Here is a 19,777-nt window from a genome sequence, read left to right on the forward strand (position 1 = left end):
AAATGGACTTATAATAAATGTTTAGAATTCTAAATTAAAAACTTAATTATGCTACCAAATCTTGGAATTATCGCCGGCAGAGGTTCATTACCTTACTTAATAGCAGGTAATTATACAAAGCAAGGCGGTAATTGCTATATAGCGGCAATTAAAGACGAAGCTGATATAGATCAAATTAAAGATTTTGAATATAAGATTTTAAAAGTCGGTATGGTCGGGGAAGCTATAAAATATTTTAAGGAGCATGAGGTAAAAAATATTATTTTTATCGGTGGAGTTAATAGACCGAATTTTAAAAATTTAGCCGTAGATAAAATAGGCGGTTTATTGCTTTTCAAAATAGTTGGGCAAAAAATTCGAGGAGATGATAGTTTGCTAAAAACAGTAGCGGATTTTTTTGAAAGTTACGGTTTCAAGGTAATTTCAAGTAATGAAATATATAAAAATCAACAAGGTAACTCCAATATTATAACCTATACTAACCCTATAAGTTCAGATAAAAATGATATTGAGCTTGGAATAAAATTATTGAATCATCTAAGTTCATTCGACATCGCACAATCGGTTATAGTTGAAAGTGGCTACATACTTGGTATAGAGGCTGCCGAAGGAACGGATAATTTAATAACGAGATGTGCAGATTTACGTAAAAATCCTCATGGAGGAGTATTAGTAAAAATAGCAAAATTAGGTCAAGATAATAGACTAGATATGCCGACGATCGGTCCTAATACTATAAAGAATCTTGCTAAATATAATTACAAAGGGGTAGCGATTCAAAAAAATAACGTAATTATAGTCGAAGAAGAATTAACTATAAAACTCTCTAATGAACATAAAATTTTTATAACAAAATGTTAGCAATAGGTATTACCGGTAGCTATGCATCAGGCAAAACTTTTATGTTGGATTATTTAGCAGAAAAAGGATATAAAACTTTTTGTGCCGATAGATGCATAAAAGAATTATATCAAGATGTAGTTTTGCAAACTCAGATTTTAAAATTACTACCTGAACTTGAGTCTTTCAATATTGGAAAAATCAGTAATTTAATTTACAATAACGACCTAGCTAGAGAAAAACTACAAAATTTTATTTACCCCTTACTAATAGATAAACTCATTTTATTTAAAAAAGAAAATGCTAATTCCAAATTTGGCTTTGCCGAAATACCGCTGCTTTATGAAGCTAAATTTGATAAATATTTTGATTTTGTCGTAACAATATACTGCTCTGAAGAAATAAGAATGCAAAGAGCAATAACGAGATCTTCGTTTGATATAGAAATTTATAATAAAATCAAAGAAATTCAACTATCACAAGAGAGCAAAATAGCAAAAGCAGATTTTGCTATAAATAGCGGCGTTGATATGTTAGACTTGGAAAAACAAATAGCGAAGCTAATAAAGGATTTGGAATGTCGAGTTTAAGAGAAATAATTTTAGATACCGAAACTACGGGACTTGACCCACGACAAGGTCATCGAATCGTTGAGATCGGTGCTATTGAGATGGTAAATAAGGTATTAACAGGCAGGAATTTTCATTTTTATATTAATCCTGAGCGAGATATGCCGTTTGAGGCTTATAGAATTCATGGCATATCCGGCGAATTTTTAAAAGACAAGCCTCTATTTCATACAATAGCCGATGATTTTTTAGAGTTTATTTCAGATAGCAAACTGATTATTCATAATGCTCCTTTCGATATTAAATTTCTAAATCACGAATTATCATTATTAAAAAGAACCGAAATTAAACTCTTGGAACTAGCAAATACTATTGATACTTTAGTAATGGCTAGAAGCATGTTTCCAGGCTCAAAATATAATCTTGATGCATTATGTAAAAGATTTAAAGTTGATAATTCAGGTAGGCAGCTTCACGGAGCTTTGAAAGATGCAGCATTACTTGCAGAAGTATATGTAGAGTTAACGGGCGGTAGACAATCCACTTTTAAAATGGTTGATAAATCTGCCGGAATAAATAATTTAGCAACTAATCAAGTAAATAATACAACAGAGCAAGCTACTATTGTTATTAAACCTACAAAAGAAGAACTGCAAAAACATAAAGAGTTTCTCAGTAGGATTTTAAAAACTGCTTAGTAAAACGTCATTGAGAGGAGAGGCAAAGCCTCGACATGGCAATCTCAGGAATTTTATATTATTTCATGAGATTGCCACGCTCCTTTTTCGCAATGACGATTATCAACAATCCCCTTAAAACTTATCTATGAAAACAAATTTTCTTGTATTTATAACCTTTACAATACTTATCTCTTTAGGCTTTTGGCAGCTTAGTCGTTTAAAAGAAAAGAAATTATTTTTAGCTTCAATGCAAGCTAACCTAACCTCACCTGCAATTAATTTAGCAGAAATTCAAGACGGTTTACCTTATCACAAAGTAAAAATTACCGGTCAATTTTTGCCTAATAAAGACATATATTTATACGGTAGAAGGTCAATGTCGAGTGAAAAAGACGGATATTATTTAGTTACTCCTTTTAAAACCATAGAAGATAAAGTTATTTTAGTAGCACGAGGTTGGTTCAGTAATCGCAATAAAAATATTATCACGCAAGCTACAAACGACCGGCAGCACGAGATTATCGGTGTTACCATGCCATCAGAAAAAACTCGTATCTACTTACCTGCTAACGATATAAAAAATAATGTGTGGCTAACGCTAAATTTAAAAGAAACATCCAAAGTGTTAGGCTTAGATCTTGAGAATTTTTATATTATTGCGGAAGGAAAAGATATTAGCAATCTAGATATTTTATTACCTCTTGCAATAAATCATTTAGCAGCAATCAGAAATGACCATTTAGAATACGCCCTAACTTGGTTTGGACTTGCTATTTCTTTAATCGTAATATATGTAATTTATCGGCGTCGTTATATGGCTGTGGATGTCATCCCGCGAGCTTGTAGCGGGATCCAGAAAAATAATTAAAAAGACTGGACCCCGTGGTCAAGCCACGGGGTGACAGTAGAAAATCGATACATAAATGAGTGATTTACAAAAAGAAGCATCCGATCCTAATTACTCCGTTTGGGTATCAGCATCTGCCGGTACCGGTAAAACTAAAATCCTAACCGATCGATTTTTACGTCTGTTAATAACGGGCGTAGAGCCTTCCAATATTTTATGCCTTACTTTTACTAATGCTGCAGCTATAGAGATGCAAGTAAGGATTAATAGCAGCCTTAAATATCTTTCTCTTTGCAACGCCGAGAAACTAGAAGAAGCACTTTTCTTAATGAGCGGCAATAAGCCATCGCCGCAAGAAACAGAAAACGCAAAAACTTTATATGATAAAATACTAAATAGCAATAAGCTTTTAAATATCTATACAATTCATGCTTTTTGTCAAAAAATCCTTAAAACTTTTCCCTTAGAAGCCGGCATAACACCGGAATTTAAAATCCTTGAAGAAACTAAATTACAAGATATCTTCCTAAATATCAGAAACGAAATTTACTTAAGCGATGAACATAATGACTTAATTAAAATTTTACTTAACCGATTTCATGAAATAACTCTGCAAGATATTTTTACCGAGATAATCGAGCAGAAAATTAAATTCAGAAAGTTATTTATAAATAAGCAAATTCCCAAAGAAATATCTAATAAAAGATTAGCGTTAGGGGAATTAAATAATATTTACGATAAGGTAAAAAACTTATTTGCCGAGTATGATTTGGAGATAGCACCGAAAGAAATTTTTTTTACCAAAGACGGGAAAAAACGACAAAGCCTTTTATCGAAAGAATTAATAAGGAAATATCCTAAATTATTACTAGAGCTAGAAAAAATTACCTATGAAATTTACCGATTAGATGAGCTGCGTCGCATAGAAGAGCTAGAATATCATACGAACTTACTTACTAAACTTGCGCATATTATTTTAAAAAAATACGATTCATATAAGGAAGAAAATAATTTACTCGATTACGACGATTTAATTTACTACACCGAAAAATTACTAAATAATAAAACTACTCATGAGTGGTTGCTGCATAAGCTTGAAAGCGAGATAAATCATATTCTTGTTGATGAAGCACAAGACACAAGCCCCCCGCAGTGGAATATTATTACTACTTTAATAACAGAGTTTAATGCTGTAGAGAGGCTAAATAATAGTGTTTTCATAGTCGGCGATGATAAACAATCGATCTTCAGTTTTCAAGGGGCTGATCTTCATAATTTCAACTTAGTAAATGAGCAACTAAAAGCAAATCTTACAAATGCTAATAAGAAATTCAAAAATATCACCCTTGAATATTCTTATAGATCATGTGCAGAGATTTTACAATTTACTTATAATGTTTTAAAAAATATAAAATCCAATTACCCGAGTTTATTCCTTTCGAATAATCCTTCAATATCCTCATTTCGTACACATCAAGGCTCTGTAACAGTTTGGCCATTAGTGACGAGTGAAAAACAAGAAGAGCTTTTTTGGGCACTACCTGAAGATTATGAAAATTCTAAATCTGCTGCCGATTTACTCATAGCAAAAATCGTAAATTTTATAAAAGAACAAATAGAAAGCGAAGAAATTTTACCATCTACTGCAAACAGAATATCTGAAAAAGATTTCATGATATTAGTAAGAAAGAGAGATGAATTTAGTAATAATCTGATCAAAGAACTGAGCAAAGCTAAGCTTAAAGTTGAGGTAAGCGATAGAATGAACCTTAAGGAAAATCTAACTATAATGGATTTAATTTCATTAGCTAAATTTGTGTTACTACCTGATGATGATTTAAATCTTGCCGGTTTACTAAAATCACCGATTATTGGAATAAGCGAACAGCAATTATACGAACTTCTTGTAAATAAAAGTGAGAATAGCTTATGGGATATACTCTCTTCACATGAGGAGATATATAATAAATTAGATTTTCTAATTGAAATTTATAAAATATCGGTTGTTGAGAACTTCTTTGATTTAGTGGTGCATAATCTAAATTTACGAGAGATTTACGATGATGATAGTGATGATATGATAAATGAGCTATTAACATTAAGCAAAAACTATGCAAATGATATAGATAATTCACTGCAAGGATTCGTTGCTTGGTTTGAGAATAACGATATCTATATTAAACGTGATATGGAGCATTCAGACAAAATAAGAGTAATGACCGTCCACGGCTCTAAAGGGCTTGAAACTCCTATTGTTATATTATGCGATTCTACTACTTTACCGATAAGCAGCAATAAATTTATTTGGGATGATAAAGGAGAAATGTTTTTCTCTGCTAATGCTGCCGATACTCCTGAATTTTTGCAAGAGCTGAAAGAAGCTGAAAAATTAAAAGATTTGCAAGAATATATAAGACTACTCTACGTTGCAATGACAAGAGCTAAAGACAGGCTGATTATATGCGGTTTTAGTAATAAATCTACCACTCCTAAAAATTGCTGGTATGAAATAGCCAAACAAACTTGCGATAAACTTCTCAATTAGTAGCGGCTATATTAAATATAATATACTATTAAGATGCACATATATTTACGTCTTATGTTAAAAATTTTAGAAAGTTTCTTTGAAAATAAAGCAAGAATTAAAATAGAAAGGTTTAAACAATTACCATCCCTGCATTATGCTTATGAAAAAGGTAATAAGGAATAATACTTAAATTTTTTTCTTTTAAGGCTTGTTTATACTTTGTTATTTTAGAAATAACAACTACAACAAGAAAAATAAAAATACTTATTAACAGAGGATATAAGATATTGAACTATTAATTTCACAGAATTTAGTTAGATACTACATAATAGTAGTAACATTTATTTAAATTTCAACTTAAATATTTTTTATTTCAATTTAACTCCTATATCTTAAATTTAAATCATTTATATTTAGATATTGTCATAAGAAAATTAATAAGATTTTTATTGAAACCGCTACTTCTAAAATAGATAACATAATAATTTATGCATTATGATACTAATAAATCAGATTTAAGAATACCACAATTATATTCATATGAATCTAAATAAGCTTGTAATTCATGAACATTTTGTTCTATTTTTTCATAATTATATTTATATGAGTTTTGGAATTTTTCAACTAAATTTACCTTTATTAACAACTTTTTTATAAGCATCTTCTTTAAAAAACCCATCTTTTTGTTCTTCACTACGAAAGTAATCCTTAAATTCACCATGTTTTTTCGGTAAATTAGAGATAAATTCTGCAAATTTTTCTAATTGAATATTAGTAATTAGAGTAGATACCAAACCTACATTTTCTTTATATTGGTTAACTCTTGAAATTTCATGCTCTATTGTATCTTTTTGTTCAATTTCAATAACATTATTAGATAAAATAACTAAATCTTTTTTATTAACCTCTTGCTTTTCAGATTCCTTTAGTTTTATATTCAGTACTTCCTCTTCTAATGCCTCTTTACTAAATAATTTTTTAAATGCGGCAAGCCACGGGCCAAAAGCTGTACTTTCTAACTTTTTAAAATATTCTTTTAACTTTATGACTAATTTCCTTGTTTATATTTTCTTAGTTTAATTTATAGTACTAGTTGGAAGTAATCAAGTTATAGAACTAAGAAAAATTAATACTTTTGTAAAAATTATATATAGCGTAACAATTGAAAAACAGTTTTAAAATGCTTAAAATAATTTGACTATTTTAGAAAATTTTAATAAAATCTATTAATAAACTCAATCGATAATACAACATATGAAAACAGCTTTTATCTTCCCCGGTCAAGGGTTGCAATTAATCGGCATGGGAAAAGATTTTTATGATAATTTTAAACCCGCCAAAGAAACTTTTCAAATCGTTGATGAAGTACTAAACCGAAAACTCACTGATATAATTTTTAATGGACCTTCTGAAGAACTTACCTTAACCACTAACGCACAACCGGCATTAATGGCAGTATCTATGGCAATAATAAATATTATCAAAGCTGAAACCGGTAAAAGTTTGGATAATCTTTGCGATTATGCTGCCGGTCATTCGCTAGGTGAATATAGTGCTTTATGTAGTACCGAAAGTATTAACCTTGAGACAGCAGCAAAACTACTTCATATACGTAGTACATCTATGCAGGAAGCATGTCCTGAAGGTGAGGGAAGCATGGCGGCTTGTATCAATATTCCGCTTCAAAAACTTGAAGAAATATTAGAAGAGATCAACAAAATAAATTTATGCCAAATTGCCAACGATAACATCGAAGGACAAATAGTTATTAGCGGCAAGACCACAGCTATAGATCATGCTATTAGTATAATTAAAGATTTAGGTTATAAAGCGATAAAGCTGAAAGTTAGTGCTCCATTTCATTGTAGCTTAATGAAGCCAGCAGAAGAAAAAATGCGAGTAGCTCTTGATAAAGCTGCAATTAATAAACCTCTGATACCGGTAATCCAAAATTATACCGCAAAACCTACTCTAGATCCTACAGAAATCAAACAAAATTTAATTCTTCAGATATGCGGGCGAGTTAGATGGCGTGAAACTTTAGAACTATTTAACAAATTAGAAATCGCTCATATAGTAGAAATAGGGGCAGGAAGCGTACTCACAAATATGCTCCGGAAAATTAATTATCCATATAAGTTAAGTAATATAAGTAATTTAGAAGAACTACAGAATTGTTTAGATAACGTTAGTAAATAACTGTCTCTAATAACTTCTGATTCATAAAGTTTTTAAATTAACTTAATATTATTATATGCAAATTAGTTTTAGTTTTTTTAAAGCAATTGCTAGAATTATTAACTAGTGATTGGCAGAGCTATTTAGACAAAGTAATAGAGGATTTTAAAAATTTAGCCTTAACAGATACTAATGATACATTTTTAAAAGAAGAATGTTATAAAAAAATTGCTCTTATCCAAAAAGACATTAAAGAAGGTGAATATCCATGGTATGTTGCTCCTTTTAATAAAATAGATCATGCAAGTTTATTACTTACCAATATCCATATATTAGAGCTTGATTATCTAAATCAAAATGCGGTAAAAGCAGTAAAAAATATACTGCGAAATAACTTCAAAGATATATATAATCCGGAAATTTATATTATTGCTAATTATGAAGAACCTATGAGTTAAAATATATAGGCGATATAGTAAATGATATTAGAAAACTAGACAGCAAGTTAGTAGCAGATATTCAAATATCATCAAATTTATTTATCAATTTTATTTTGTAGATTTTCTTATTACTCAGTGTACAATCATTTTTATGACTGCACATTTTGAAGAATTACAAGATTTTCATCAAAATTTAGATAACCTCAATTTTTTAGTACCGTTACAAAAATATATTCCCGAATGCCAACCAAAAGACTATAAGAGTTTTGTCAATCTTGAAGCAATAACTTGGAATAGATTTTTAGTTAAATATCAGAAATTATTTGAGAACATTCAGAAATATTATTTAGCATCTGTAGTGATAGTGAGAATTTTGTACAATTGTTAATTTCAGACTCTTATCATCTTAGCTTAAACAAGCGAATCGCAATTATAGAGTACTTAATAGATAAATATAAAAATAATACTAAATCTATTTATTATATAACCCAACAACTCTTTGATATTTGTTATGATAACACGGATATTAAAACTATCGAAGCCAAGGCTAAACAGTTTTACAAATATATTGAATATTTCCGTAGTTGGGATGATTTACCTAGTGATTGGTATATGGACTTTAAAGGACTACCCGGATGTGATAAGGAAGCTTTGATTATGGGCAATTCCGTAAAGCCGGAAAATGATTATATTTAGTTAGAAAATATAAAATAATTCTAGAAATTTTGCTTATTAGATGATATAAAGTAAAGCCATAACCGGAGAGATGGCCGAGTGGCCGAAGGCGGCGGTTTGCTAAACCGTTATACGGGTCATGCCGTATCGAGGGTTCGAATCCCTCTCTCTCCGCCAGTCTGGACAGTTAGCCAATTCTTGTAGTGCTATCTAAGTATAATCTTTATCACCAAGCATATTATAGATTTCCGGCATATATTTATTTTTCAGCCAAATCTCAAGGCTACCGATAATATAAAGGTTATTTTTATCTCTGCTAATACCGACGTTTAAGACGTTTGGCTTTTTCGTCATTATATTTCTTGCACCTTCATCAAGAGATGCTGAGCTCCTAGTAGTAGTATTACCGTATCGTTTTCTTTGCCTTGAAATGCATGAATAGTGCCGATATTTTTATATCCAAATGCTTGAATTGTTTTCTCATATCTTGAATCTTCATATATTTCATTCAATTTTCTACGAATAGATTCGCTGTAATCTTTATACATTGTAATAATGTAAATTTGTTTGAGCAAATCATCCCCATTTTTCTCTTTTAATACTTGTTTTAATAACTCTAGTAATTTTTGAAATTCGGCTTCCGATTCATATTTATAACGTTGAACCTTATTATCTTTTATATCTATCCATTTTGAAGTACCTAAAATCGTTCTAATATCAGAGTTACAGTCAGAGGTAGCAAAAATCATTTTGTCACCGTAAGCTATTTTGTTACATATTTTAAACATCGAATTTTGGCATCTTCTATGCACTAATAAAGGGAAACCAACCGTAACATCATCTATTTTTGTTTGATATAAAGAATTACGGTCAGCTAGGTTTTGCAATGAAACTTCCGAAGGTGACCACTCAGGATATGAAACCTTAAAATGTTCACATAATTTGTTCATTAAATCTTGCTTTAATATAGAAATAGGATCTGTTTGCAGCGCATCACCGACTACTACGACTTTTTTTGATTTGTAAATAGCACTAGCTGCATATTGTGGCGGTATCTGCCCTGCTTCATCAATAAATAACCAAGGAATTTCATTATGTTCGGATGTTGCCAACATTTTATCGAATGAGTGAAAAGTTGTAGACACAACAGGTATGAAACAGGTATAACCATAAAGAAATTTTGCCAAGCAATTTTGTTTATCTTAGGGTCACCCGATGAATGCACTGCCATATCAAAGAAATATTGCAGGCTATGCCAAAAATTATCAGCATTAGCATTTATAAATATCTCATGTAATCTTACAGTACTTATGAATAATTTTGATCTTAATTTTTCAAACTCTTTATCAAAGTAAGGAGTGACTTTATTTAAATCTTCAAAATTTTCTTGCCAATTTTTCCAAAATAAATCTTCTTCAAAATCCTTAATATTGAAATATTTATCTTTTAAACTTACGATAGCCAAGCTTATATCGTCGTTAAGCTGTTTTATTTCTTCTACAGAAGCTTCAATTTTCTTAATTTCAGCTTTAATATTCTTAATATCAGTTTTTATCCGGTCAATTTCTTCCGAAGATTTATTTTTTAGCTTAATTAAATCCCGTTTTTGCTCATAGCAATAATTGTATTTTGCGGTTTTAAAAAATGCATGAATTTTTTCGACAAAACCCAAATTTAATAATTTTATTTCACAATCAATTTCAAGTATTTTAGAGCTTTTATAATCAAGCTCTAGTTCTAACTCATTTTGCTCTTCTTTTTTTTCTGCATATATCGCTCCTAAATCTTCTTCCTTAATTAATTCTCTTTTCTCTTTATTAAGTTCAATAACTGATGCAATATTTTCATAAACTTCATGAATTTCACTGTATAAATTGTTAAAATCAGCACACGCTTCTTTCCATTCATTATTAATTTCATCTATAGCATTACAATATTCAGGTTTAAAATGTGCAGGGACTTTATCTTTACATTTATTATTAACTAGCAGATTAAGATATTGCAGCATTGTATGTTTTTCATTATTCTTATCATCATTTTCTTCTTCATCTTTATATTTCCAAAACTTATTTGAAAATCTCTTTTTATTTCCATGATTACCGAGCACCGCAACAAATATACCCAAATCTTTCTCTTTTTCCTCTTCCAATAAAAGTTGTTTAAAATAACTTAAATCTTTATGATATAGCTTATCTATTTTACTATATAACATAACGATATTTCTTTAGATATATTTTCAACGGCATTGTTATTAGATGATGCAACAACCATACCGTAAGTTTGTAATTCCGGTTTTAAAGAATTAACATGATAATCAAAATTTGGTGTATGTAAGGAAGATTTTTTATTTTGAAACCCGTTTCTAAAGTTGCTAAATATGAAGCGCGATCTACATAGATATTTGCTATAAGATCAAAAAGTATAGTGGTTTTACCTGTACCAGGCGGACCATTAACAGCAAAAAGCTTTCCTGCAAAAGAGAGTAATACCAAATTAATCGCAGCAGCTTGCAGTGCCGCAAGAGAGTGACTCGGCAATAAACACCAACGCGTCGGTTGCATCATAAATGGAGATAACAGTTCTTGTAGACTTTCTTGATGCTTTAAAACATCTATGGAATCCGACTTATCTTCTTTACCGAGATATTTGGCAATTGCTGATTCCGAGTCAAATTCTTCTATATTACTTCGTACAAAATCTGGTTTATCTTTTTTCTTTTTATGCGAGGTAACTCTTCTTACGCATATTTCAGAGCGGCTAAATAAATATTTTTTGTCAATTTCTAACTTCTGCACTACAAGATCAATCATAAGATTAATCATTTTTAAATCTAGAGTTTTAACTCAAGAATCTTGCTTTTTATCCTTAAAATATATTCTCTCGCTTTCTGAAAATACTTCCTCTATTAGGCTGTTATTATTATCTACAAAATTTAGACTTATCTATCATGATTCTACCGAGAGCATAAGCAGCAGTAGAGATAACCATCGATCCTTCAATATATTTACCGTTTTTAGTTAAACCAGCAATAGGTGTTTGTCGGTTGCCCTTGCTTATCTTGATGGTTATTATAATCATTTAAGCACTCTTGATCTAATTTAGTTATATTTTGGATTTTCTTTAAAATATCAAGTTCAGCTTCCGACCATTTTAAATAACCGAGATAAATATGCCAATGAACTGCTACTTCGTTTTTCTCAAGATCAATACCGAGTTTTGTTTTATCCATGTTCTCTAATAATTTCAAAATATCTATTTAAATTTTCGTTTTTATTAGGAGTTAGTACTTCAATTGGTCACCAAGCATGCAATTAGCTACCTTAAGTTGTATATTGTCTTGTTTAATTGATGGGAATGATGCATATCCAATTGAAGATGCACAAATAATAAATAATGACCAGGAATGGCTTAAAAGCAATCAAACTTATACCTTTTATAATACCCAATTTCCATCTTCTCGTTATATGGAACTTGCAAAAGAGATACCTATATGCCTAAAAAGATTAAGAATATTGCATCAATTTAATGATGAGAATTATGTACCCAATGAAGCGTGAGCCTCTCATAAACTCATAAATAACTTTTCTAATTTATTGAAGCATTTTAAACTAACTCCTCTTATAGATTCTACTGATTTTAATCCTAACTATTTTATGGTATGGAGTTGGGCAAAAAATTTAGGAATATTCCTAAATATTTTGGTCAAAAGCTAAAGCGTGTTTGTAATAACATAAATTTTTCTACCTTTCATGAGTTTATAAATACAATAACACATTGTAATGATGCATTATTAGGTTGTAGAGATATTAGATCAGATATATATTACAATGAACTATAGTTAATTCAGATGAATACAACTTTCTTCTTTAGCAAATAAAGCAATTAATGCCTATATAGTCAAATGCACATTTAAACTGCTTCAACGCACATAGCCATACCCATACCGCCACCGATACATAAAGTAACTAAGCCTTTTTTAGCTTTAGCTCTTCGTAAGCCGTGTATCAGAGTAATAAGTACACGTCCGCCGCTTGCCCCGAGCGGATGACCGATTGCTATTGCTCCACCGTTAACATTAACCTTCTCCATATCCCATTTCATTTCACGGTTTACATAAATACTTTGAGCGGCAAACGCCTCATTAACCTCGATAACTTCCAAATCATTAACGCTCCAACCTGCTTTACTTAAAGCTTTTTTGGATGCAGGAACAGGGGCAGTACCCATAATACTTGGATCAACACCGGCTGAAGTATAAGAAACAATACGAGCTAGCGGCATTAAATTATGCTTTTTCAAAGCTTCTTCGGAAACTACCATAAGACATGCCGCACCGTCATTAATAGAGGAAGCATTACCCGCCGTAACTACACCGTTTTTATCAAAAGCAGGACGTAATTTACTCAAAATTTCAAGGCTGGTATCAGGTCTTACTGTTTCATCATGATCAAACAAACTAGTAGTTTTTTTAATCGTTACTTCGATAGGTAAGATTTCATCTTTAAAAACTCCTGCTAGCTGTGCTTTAGCTGCTTTCTTGTGAGAGCTTAAGGCAAACTCGTCCTGCTGTTGTCTGCTAATATTAAACTGTTTCGAGATATTTTCGGCAGTAATACCCATAAATACTCCTGAAAATACATCGGTTAATCCGTCATACTGCATTAGATCAACCATTTTAATATCGCCGAATTTAGCTCCTGCTCTGATATAGCTACCGTGCATACCGAGCGACATATTCTCCTGCCCACCTGCTATAACTATTTCATTATCACCCGTCATAATTGAATTCGCTGCAATTGCTACGCTTTTAAGACCTGAACCGCATACTTTATTAATCGTATAGCCTGGCACTTCTTTCGGTATTCCCGCATAAATCAGAGCTTGCCTCGCCGGATTCTGCCCGCTACCACCGGTTATTACCTGTCCAAGGATTACCTCACCTACTAAAGCTGGATCGATTTTGCTGTTTTGTAGTATATCCTTTATTAAATGAGCAGCAAGCATAGGTGCAGCTGTTGTACTAAGGCTACCCATAAACGAGCCGAAAGCAGTCCTTTTCGCATAAGTTATATAAACCGGTTTTGTCATAATGTGTACTCCTTAAATAATTTATCTAGTTTATCATTTATTAAATAACTAATATGCTAATATGTCCGCCTGCTACATCTATAAGCTTAGAGTTTTTTAATAATTTTTGCAAAAGTAAAATAGAAGATTTAGGTACTATTTGATCATCTTCTGCTGCTACTATATATACAGGACAACGAATTAAACTCGGATCAATAATAAAATTATCAATTTTCCATTTAAGATTTATAAACATATTTTCATCTAATATATTTTGTATAATTTGATTATAAACCTCCTTAGATATACTATTACCTGACATAAGCCAATTCTCTAATTCTTGCTCCTTATCGGAAGTTATAGAGAAAAAATAAGAAAAATCCCACGGGCAGGTAAGTAAAGTCAGAGTTTTGATAAATTTAGGCATAAGTACGTTTGTAGCTATCGCAAGGTTACCGCCGATACAATGACCTATTAAATTAATGTCTTTAATTTTCAAATTATCTATTACTTCAATTATTTTATGCACATAGTCGTCTAGTAAATATTTAGGTTCCTCAATCTCTAGCCAATCTATTAAATAAACTTCACCGTAGCTTCTTAAATTTTCAATAAAACTTTTGTCACGAGCTAAAAAAAATATTTCCGGTGAGTTGAAGATAGAGGGGATGATTAGGAAAGTTTTGATGTCATCCTGACTGCTTTCTATGTCATGCCCGGCTGCCCCTTTGTCATTCTCACAAAAGCGGGAATCCATTTTTAATTTATTTTTACTGGAACCCGTGGACAAACCACAGGATGATGCCGAGTAACACAACACCCTATAATGCTCTGTTTGCATTACTATTTTACCTGATTTTAAATATTTATTACCTAAATTATGTGTCTTTGTATAATTATTATAAAGATCAAAATATTCCTGTAGTTTATTACTATCTAGCATTAAGAGTATCTAATCTTATATTAGTAATTCTTGACAAAAGGCTAAATATATTGTATAAGCTCAGTATCTTCAGAATGTAATAACAATATATAGGCTCTAAAGTTTTAGGGGAAATATCTTTTCATAAAATCTTGAAGTGCTTAAGTTTTTTTTTTGTCCTTAGGGATTTATAATGCTAAGTACCTCATCACGATCGTTTAAAAACAAATTCAGAGCAGCACTTTGGCCTGTGCATAATTACGAACTCGGAAAGTTTATTCCGATGAGTACCTTGATGTTTTGTATTTTATTTAATCAAAATGTTTTACGAATCTTAAAAGATAGTATTTTAATCTCCGAGATTAGTGCAGAAATAGCAGGTTTTGCTAAAGTTTATTGCGTTACGCCTGCCGCTGCTTTATTCGTGGTTATTTATGCTACAATGATTAATTATCTTACTTTTGAAAAGATCTTTTATTATTTAAGTGCATTTTTTATCAGCTGTTTTGTTTTATTCACTTTCGTAATCTATCCTAATATTCATATTTTTCATGTACATCCCGATAATCTAGCTGACTGGATGAAACGTTATCCTCATTTTAAGTGGTATATCTCATTAGTAGGTAATTGGGGTTATATAGTATATTATAGTCTTGCCGAGCTTTGGCCTAATATTTTTTACGTATTATTATTTTGGCAGTTTGCTAATGAACTTACTACTACCGAAGAAGCAAAAAGATTTTATACTCTCTTTTCGCTATTCGGCAACTCTTCTTTAATATTAGTCGGCTTTTTAATGATGAATCTATCATCGGAAGATACTATTATTAAGAAGTTTATGAGTATTTCGGATAGTAAAATCACTTTAGTTCAAGTATCCACGACAATTGTGGCAATTGTTGCTATTATTTGTTGTTTGTTAGTTAGATTTATTAGCAAGAACGTTTTTACTAATCCGTTATTTTATGCTAAAGCAAAAAGTGGTAGATCAACTTCAGAACGTATGGGGCTAATTAAAAGCTTTAAATATATTGCGAAATCAAAATATTTATGGCTACTTTTAATTTGTTCGGCAGCTTTCGGATTTGCTATTAACTTAGTCGAAGCCGTATGGAAAGCAAAAATTAAGGAATTATATCCGACTGTAAATACCTATGCTGAATTTAACAGTCTGTATATACTTTGGACAGGCGTGGCAATAATGGTTATGACCATCATCGGTAATAACGTTATGCGTATGCACAACTGGTTTGTAGCAGCAGTTATTTCACCGGTTATAATAATGGTGACAGGCATTTTGTTCTTTGTACTTATCGTATTTGACCAACAAATTTTATCATTATTTGATGGAGCAATTTTAATGTCACCTCTTGCTCTTGCCGTTTCGATCGGTGGTATTCAAAATATTTTAGCTAAAGGTACTAAATATTCTATATGGGATACTTCAAGAGAAATGTTATATATCCCTCTTGATGAGGAGCTTAAAACCAAAGGCAAAGCTGCGGTTGACGTGATAAGTGCAAAAGTCGGCAAATCCTCTAGCGGTCTTGTGCAATCTATTATTTTTACTTTAGTTCCAACTGCTACTTTTACCTCAATCTCACCAATTCTAATGATGGTATTTACTTTTGTATGCTTAGCGTGGATTTATGCAGTAAGAAAAATATATTTTGAATATCAAAAAATAGCATAAAATAAATTACTGTCATCCCGCGACTTGATCACGGGATCTAAGGATACAGTCTGTGACACAAGATACCGTGGTCAAGCCACGGTATGACACCGAACGCGTTTTTTGATCCACGCGGGCAATGCCCTTTTTAGCTAGGAACCTTACAGCATAAAACTATCGATGTTACTATGAATCAATCTCTCCTAAAGCTTTAGTCTCTATAAATCTCAAAATCCTTTAAGATATTTTCAACCTCTTTTAAGATAGGATCAAATTCGTCTTTACTTTGAGAAGAAGGCGGTTTAAATGAAGTTAGGGTAACTTTTTCACTCTTTATAAAATTATGAGGCTGAGGCTGATCCTTAAGTTTAATAGTAACAACTTCGCCTGCTAGAGAGTTCGTATGTCTGTTCTCATTAATTGAATCTTGATGCGTAATTTCTAGGTTTTTTGGAGTATTATCTTCCTTGTTCTTACTACGGAATGAAAAATTCTAGATGATGACATTTGATTTACATTTTATTTAAAAAACGCCATTATAGGGCAATAATTTATATTTAACAAGCAGGATGGTTAATTGTCATAAACTTTTCTATCATTCTAGTAACGGAACGTTCTAGCTCAATATCTAATTTTGAATAATCAGAAAAGTTAAACCATTTAAGTTCATTCGATTCATTATTTTTTATAAAATTATCATTATTTACTGTTTTTAGTAAAAATCGTACATCATAGTGATAATGAGCAGGCTCCTTATGAGTTTCCGGAATATAATGGGTGTCTATATCAAAAATCTCCTTATTTATCGTTTTGATTTCATTAATTCCGGATTCTTCTATAGCTTCTTTAACCGCCACATTTAATATATTACTATCTCCATCACAATGACCGCCTGGTTGAAGCCACTTATCAAGCTTTTTATGGTGCATCAATAAAAATTTAGTTTTATCATTATTGAGTAAAAAAGCCGAAGCAGTGAAATGTCCTATTTGTAAATCTCAGCTAAAAGGGTTTTCATATTCATTTAAAAATTCAAGCATTTTTGTTTTTGTAACAATTTCTTCAGGATATGTACTACTGTAATTTTGTAGTTTAATATGTAATTCATTCATAATGATAATTTTTTATGTATAGAGCTTCGATATTTAACTCAAATTTCTCTGCTAAGTCAAATGAAAATAATGTCATAAAATTATATTTTCCATGTTTCATGGTAATTATCATTGACAATTAGTTAATGTTTAGTTATATATCGCATAACTAAAATTTAATATTAACTAATTAGGTTTATTTTTATACTTAACAAAATAGTCGAGTTATTTAGAAGTGATGATACAACCCCTTGGTATGGTAAGCTTGCAGTAGTAGGAGTATGTGCTGTTGGAATTTATGTGATAGCAGGTGATTTACTTAAATCTCCGGCTTTTATTCTCAAATGTGGTGCCGATGCAGTAGCAACAATGGGAGCAATTCTAGCATATGAGCATTATACAGAAGCAACTGCGCAAGAAAGTCCGATGGAATTGATAGGACATGAAGCACAAGCTGAAATATACTAATAAAATATTTTTAACGAATTTAGAGGACACACCGACTCTAAATTCGTATTCATTTACCATTCAAACCGTTTTTTAGTCTAATTTTGACTTGTTTTAGAGAACGAGGAGTTGCGTCCGTAACTTCAATTTCAATATTTTCTGAAATATCTATTCTAGTACCGATAGCCGGAACACTACTGACTCTAGTCAATACTAATCCACCTATCGTATCAAACTCATCATCATCATTTTGTAGCTTTTCTCCTATTATTTCTTCAAGCACTTCTACTTCAACACGTGCATTTGAAATAATTGTTGAGTTATTAATAACCTTGAAATTATCGCTATCTAATTGCTGATCATGCTCATCATCTATTCGTCCTACTATTTCTTCTATAAGATCTTCAATAGTAACTAAACCGTCAGTACCGCCATACTCATCAACAACTATTGCAATATGTGTTCTCTCACGACGCATTTTTGCTAGCAAATCTAATAATTTCATGGAAGGAGCTGCAATTATATGCTTACGTATAAGCTTTTTTAAACGACCGTTTTGCTTTGTAGCCAACGCTTTAAATAAATCCTTGATATGAATGAACCCTACTACATTATCCAAAGTACCGTCATATATAAGAGTTCGTGTATGTGGGACTTCTAACTTAATAGACTCACTTAATTCTTCTAGATTCGTAGTTAATTTTATTGCCGCAATATCGGAACGCGGTACCATTATATCTTCAATAGTTTTATCTTCTAGCTCCAATAAATTAGCTAAAATATTACGCTCGTCTAAAGTCATTTTTTGGCTATTAATTTTAAGGCGTTTTATGACACCAAAAAAATTATCGGGCGTTTTTGTTTTTCTAAAAAAATTTTTTATCGGAGAGAATAATTTTTGTACAGTAAAAATTAACTTATTATTTTGATTTTTTTTACTAGAATCTTCTTTTTTTGAAGATTTTAACATAAATTTTTTTATTTAGTTAATAAGGGGAAAAAATACCGAAATATGATAATATTTCAATTTCTAGATTTTCCATAATACTTGCTTCTGTGTCATTTTGATGATCAAACCCAATTAAGTGTAAAATACTATGTATTAAAAGATGAATAAAATGATTCTCAAAAGTTTTTTGCTGCTCACACGATTCATTACATATTACCTCATAACAAAATGCTATATCACCTAAATGCATATAATCAGAGTCACCTAAAAATTCAAGTTTAGAATATAAATCCTGCCAATTTAATTCGTTGCTTGGAAAAGAAAGAACGTTAGTAGCTTTTTCTATATTACGAAATTGTTTGTTTAAGGTCAATATTTCTGCAGCATTTGTTAGTAAAATTGATAATTCAAATTGTTTTATTTTACTAAAATTATCAAATCGCAATAAAATATTTTGAGTTATTTTTTTGATTAAACTCTTATTTATCTGCTTATGCTCACGCCATTTGTTGTAGTTTCTTACAATTTCTACGTTTATCATTGTACCAAATATTGAATGAATAGTCGTTATAGACTTAGCTGCAACTTAAGAGCATATTTTAAAAGATGTATATCTTCATTAGAGATAACGTTAATTTTAGATTTTAATCTTAATTTGCTTACTGTCATTATTTGATCGGTCATGGCTTTACCTTTTTTGCTACCTATCATTACGTAAGCTTCACAAGGATAGCATTTATCGATGTTACTAGTTAAAGGTATTACTTGCACACGATTTAATGAAGCATTTGAGTAATTATTGCCGGTCTTACCTTAGCGACTTCCCCACCTAACAAAGGATTAAAGTCGACCACCATACCTCACCTCTTTTCA

Annotated in this window: 25 protein-coding genes, 1 tRNA gene and 1 pseudogene; 14 read left to right on the plus strand and 13 right to left on the minus strand. The window is 31.0% G+C overall.

Translation table 11 applies throughout. From position 1 onward, the window contains the following. Positions 1-48 precede the first annotated feature (48 nt). The 6 genes from MCI_RS02695 (at position 49) to MCI_RS10260 (ending at position 5,646) form a co-directional block, all read left to right on the plus strand. Positions 49-861 carry an LpxI family protein gene (locus MCI_RS02695; protein WP_014409556.1) on the plus strand — a complete coding sequence of 271 codons (813 nt, stop codon included), beginning with the start codon at positions 49-51 and terminating at the stop codon, positions 859-861. Then, positions 855-1,430 carry a dephospho-CoA kinase gene (coaE, locus tag MCI_RS02700; RefSeq protein ID WP_014409557.1) on the plus strand — a complete coding sequence of 192 codons (576 nt, stop codon included), beginning with the start codon at positions 855-857 and terminating at the stop codon, positions 1,428-1,430. The genes MCI_RS02695 and coaE overlap by 7 nt, the downstream gene beginning before the upstream one ends. Continuing rightward, on the plus strand, positions 1,418-2,107 hold the full coding sequence (gene dnaQ / locus MCI_RS02705) for a DNA polymerase III subunit epsilon (RefSeq protein WP_014409558.1): 690 nt from the start codon (positions 1,418-1,420) through the stop codon (positions 2,105-2,107). Before coaE ends, dnaQ begins: the two co-directional genes overlap by 13 nt. A 127-nt stretch (positions 2,108-2,234) precedes the next feature. Continuing rightward, the gene (locus MCI_RS02710) at positions 2,235-2,957 is read left to right on the plus strand and encodes an SURF1 family protein (protein WP_004997569.1); all 723 of its coding nucleotides are present in this window, start codon (positions 2,235-2,237) and stop codon (positions 2,955-2,957) included. A 55-nt stretch (positions 2,958-3,012) separates the two neighbouring features. Continuing rightward, on the plus strand, positions 3,013-5,481 hold the full coding sequence (locus MCI_RS02715; protein WP_014409559.1) for a UvrD-helicase domain-containing protein: 2,469 nt from the start codon (positions 3,013-3,015) through the stop codon (positions 5,479-5,481). 33 nt (positions 5,482-5,514) lie between these two features. After that, positions 5,515-5,646: a hypothetical protein gene (locus tag MCI_RS10260; protein WP_269479131.1), complete on the plus strand. Its 132-nt coding sequence runs from the start codon at positions 5,515-5,517 to the stop codon at positions 5,644-5,646. Positions 5,647-6,083: 437 nt separating this feature from the next. On the opposite strand, the gene MCI_RS09650 is transcribed toward MCI_RS10260, so the two are convergent. After that, on the minus strand, positions 6,084-6,257 hold the full coding sequence (locus MCI_RS09650) for a hypothetical protein (RefSeq protein WP_232202715.1): 174 nt from the start codon (positions 6,255-6,257) through the stop codon (positions 6,084-6,086). Positions 6,258-6,717: 460 nt separating this feature from the next. On the opposite strand from MCI_RS09650, the gene fabD reads away from it, so the two are divergent. The 5 genes from fabD to MCI_RS02745 all read left to right on the plus strand — a co-directional run bounded on the left by fabD (position 6,718) and on the right by MCI_RS02745 (position 8,933). After that, on the plus strand, positions 6,718-7,662 hold the full coding sequence (fabD, locus tag MCI_RS02725; protein ID WP_014409560.1) for an ACP S-malonyltransferase: 945 nt from the start codon (positions 6,718-6,720) through the stop codon (positions 7,660-7,662). 86 nt (positions 7,663-7,748) lie between these two features. Continuing rightward, positions 7,749-8,099, plus strand: a complete 351-nt coding sequence (locus MCI_RS09655) for a hypothetical protein (RefSeq protein ID WP_014409561.1) — start codon at positions 7,749-7,751, stop codon at positions 8,097-8,099. A 133-nt stretch (positions 8,100-8,232) separates the two neighbouring features. Continuing rightward, positions 8,233-8,469 (plus strand): hypothetical protein, encoded by a 237-nt coding sequence (locus tag MCI_RS02735; RefSeq protein WP_014409562.1) that lies wholly within the window; start codon positions 8,233-8,235, stop codon positions 8,467-8,469. Beyond that, positions 8,463-8,777, plus strand: coding sequence for a hypothetical protein (locus MCI_RS02740; protein ID WP_014409563.1), 315 nt, complete (start codon positions 8,463-8,465; stop codon positions 8,775-8,777). The genes MCI_RS02735 and MCI_RS02740 overlap by 7 nt, the downstream gene beginning before the upstream one ends. Before the next feature lie 64 nt (positions 8,778-8,841). Further along, positions 8,842-8,933 (plus strand) — tRNA-Ser (locus tag MCI_RS02745). A 33-nt stretch (positions 8,934-8,966) separates the two neighbouring features. Here MCI_RS02745 and MCI_RS09660 read toward each other — a convergent pair. The 5 genes and pseudogenes from MCI_RS09660 to MCI_RS08955 all read right to left on the minus strand — a co-directional run bounded on the left by MCI_RS09660 (position 8,967) and on the right by MCI_RS08955 (position 11,985). Beyond that, positions 8,967-9,110, minus strand: coding sequence for a hypothetical protein (locus MCI_RS09660; RefSeq protein WP_232202716.1), 144 nt, complete (start codon positions 9,108-9,110; stop codon positions 8,967-8,969). Further along, positions 9,110-9,871, minus strand: coding sequence for a DEAD/DEAH box helicase (locus MCI_RS09665; RefSeq protein ID WP_232202717.1), 762 nt, complete (start codon positions 9,869-9,871; stop codon positions 9,110-9,112). The genes MCI_RS09660 and MCI_RS09665 overlap by 1 nt, the downstream gene beginning before the upstream one ends. 263 nt (positions 9,872-10,134) lie before the next feature. Further along, positions 10,135-10,428, minus strand: a pseudogene (locus tag MCI_RS10480) (hypothetical protein); the annotation flags it as partial. A gap of 622 nt (positions 10,429-11,050) precedes the next feature. Continuing rightward, positions 11,051-11,566, minus strand: a complete 516-nt coding sequence (locus MCI_RS08950; protein ID WP_232202719.1) for a hypothetical protein — start codon at positions 11,564-11,566, stop codon at positions 11,051-11,053. Between the two features lie 203 nt (positions 11,567-11,769). Continuing rightward, entirely contained in the window at positions 11,770-11,985 is a 216-nt protein-coding gene (locus tag MCI_RS08955; protein WP_041404105.1) for a hypothetical protein, read from the minus strand. 76 nt (positions 11,986-12,061) lie between these two features. Between MCI_RS08955 and MCI_RS09675 the strand changes: the two genes are divergently transcribed. Beyond that, positions 12,062-12,313 (plus strand): hypothetical protein, encoded by a 252-nt coding sequence (locus MCI_RS09675; protein WP_014409564.1) that lies wholly within the window; start codon positions 12,062-12,064, stop codon positions 12,311-12,313. Positions 12,314-12,665: 352 nt separating this feature from the next. Here the strand turns inward: MCI_RS09675 and MCI_RS02785 are convergent, their stop codons facing one another. Both MCI_RS02785 and MCI_RS02790 read right to left on the minus strand, forming a co-directional pair. Next, positions 12,666-13,844: an acetyl-CoA C-acetyltransferase gene (locus MCI_RS02785; protein WP_014409565.1), complete on the minus strand. Its 1,179-nt coding sequence runs from the start codon at positions 13,842-13,844 to the stop codon at positions 12,666-12,668. 40 nt (positions 13,845-13,884) lie between these two features. Then, on the minus strand, positions 13,885-14,766 hold the full coding sequence (locus tag MCI_RS02790) for an alpha/beta hydrolase (protein ID WP_014409566.1): 882 nt from the start codon (positions 14,764-14,766) through the stop codon (positions 13,885-13,887). A gap of 172 nt (positions 14,767-14,938) precedes the next feature. Here MCI_RS02790 and tlc5 point away from each other — a divergent pair, with 172 nt between their 5' ends. Then, entirely contained in the window at positions 14,939-16,438 is a 1,500-nt protein-coding gene (tlc5, locus tag MCI_RS02795; protein ID WP_014409567.1) for a GTP/GDP exchange transporter Tlc5, read from the plus strand. 536 nt (positions 16,439-16,974) lie between these two features. On the opposite strand, the gene MCI_RS02800 is transcribed toward tlc5, so the two are convergent. Beyond that, positions 16,975-17,346, minus strand: a complete 372-nt coding sequence (locus MCI_RS02800; protein ID WP_014409568.1) for an NUDIX hydrolase — start codon at positions 17,344-17,346, stop codon at positions 16,975-16,977. Between the two features lie 69 nt (positions 17,347-17,415). Then, positions 17,416-17,529 carry a hypothetical protein gene (locus tag MCI_RS02805; RefSeq protein WP_014014742.1) on the minus strand — a complete coding sequence of 38 codons (114 nt, stop codon included), beginning with the start codon at positions 17,527-17,529 and terminating at the stop codon, positions 17,416-17,418. Positions 17,530-17,712: 183 nt separating this feature from the next. Between MCI_RS02805 and MCI_RS02810 the strand changes: the two genes are divergently transcribed. After that, positions 17,713-17,976, plus strand: a complete 264-nt coding sequence (locus MCI_RS02810) for a hypothetical protein (RefSeq protein ID WP_083837088.1) — start codon at positions 17,713-17,715, stop codon at positions 17,974-17,976. Positions 17,977-18,025: 49 nt separating this feature from the next. Here the strand turns inward: MCI_RS02810 and tlyC are convergent, their stop codons facing one another. Genes tlyC through MCI_RS02825 form a run of 3 tightly spaced genes read right to left on the minus strand, consistent with a single transcriptional unit; the run spans position 18,026 to position 19,675 of the window. After that, complete coding sequence (tlyC, locus tag MCI_RS02815; protein ID WP_014409570.1) at positions 18,026-18,925, minus strand: hemolysin C; 900 nt, start codon at positions 18,923-18,925, stop codon at positions 18,026-18,028. 16 nt (positions 18,926-18,941) lie between these two features. Then, the gene (gene ybeY, locus MCI_RS02820; protein WP_014409571.1) at positions 18,942-19,445 is read right to left on the minus strand and encodes an rRNA maturation RNase YbeY; all 504 of its coding nucleotides are present in this window, start codon (positions 19,443-19,445) and stop codon (positions 18,942-18,944) included. A gap of 26 nt (positions 19,446-19,471) precedes the next feature. Continuing rightward, positions 19,472-19,675: a type II toxin-antitoxin system PemK/MazF family toxin gene (locus MCI_RS02825; RefSeq protein ID WP_083837089.1), complete on the minus strand. Its 204-nt coding sequence runs from the start codon at positions 19,673-19,675 to the stop codon at positions 19,472-19,474. Between the last annotated feature and the right edge of the window lie 102 nt (positions 19,676-19,777).

This window comes from Rickettsia montanensis str. OSU 85-930, from assembly GCF_000284175.1.
Lineage (GTDB): Bacteria > Pseudomonadota > Alphaproteobacteria > Rickettsiales > Rickettsiaceae > Rickettsia > Rickettsia rickettsii.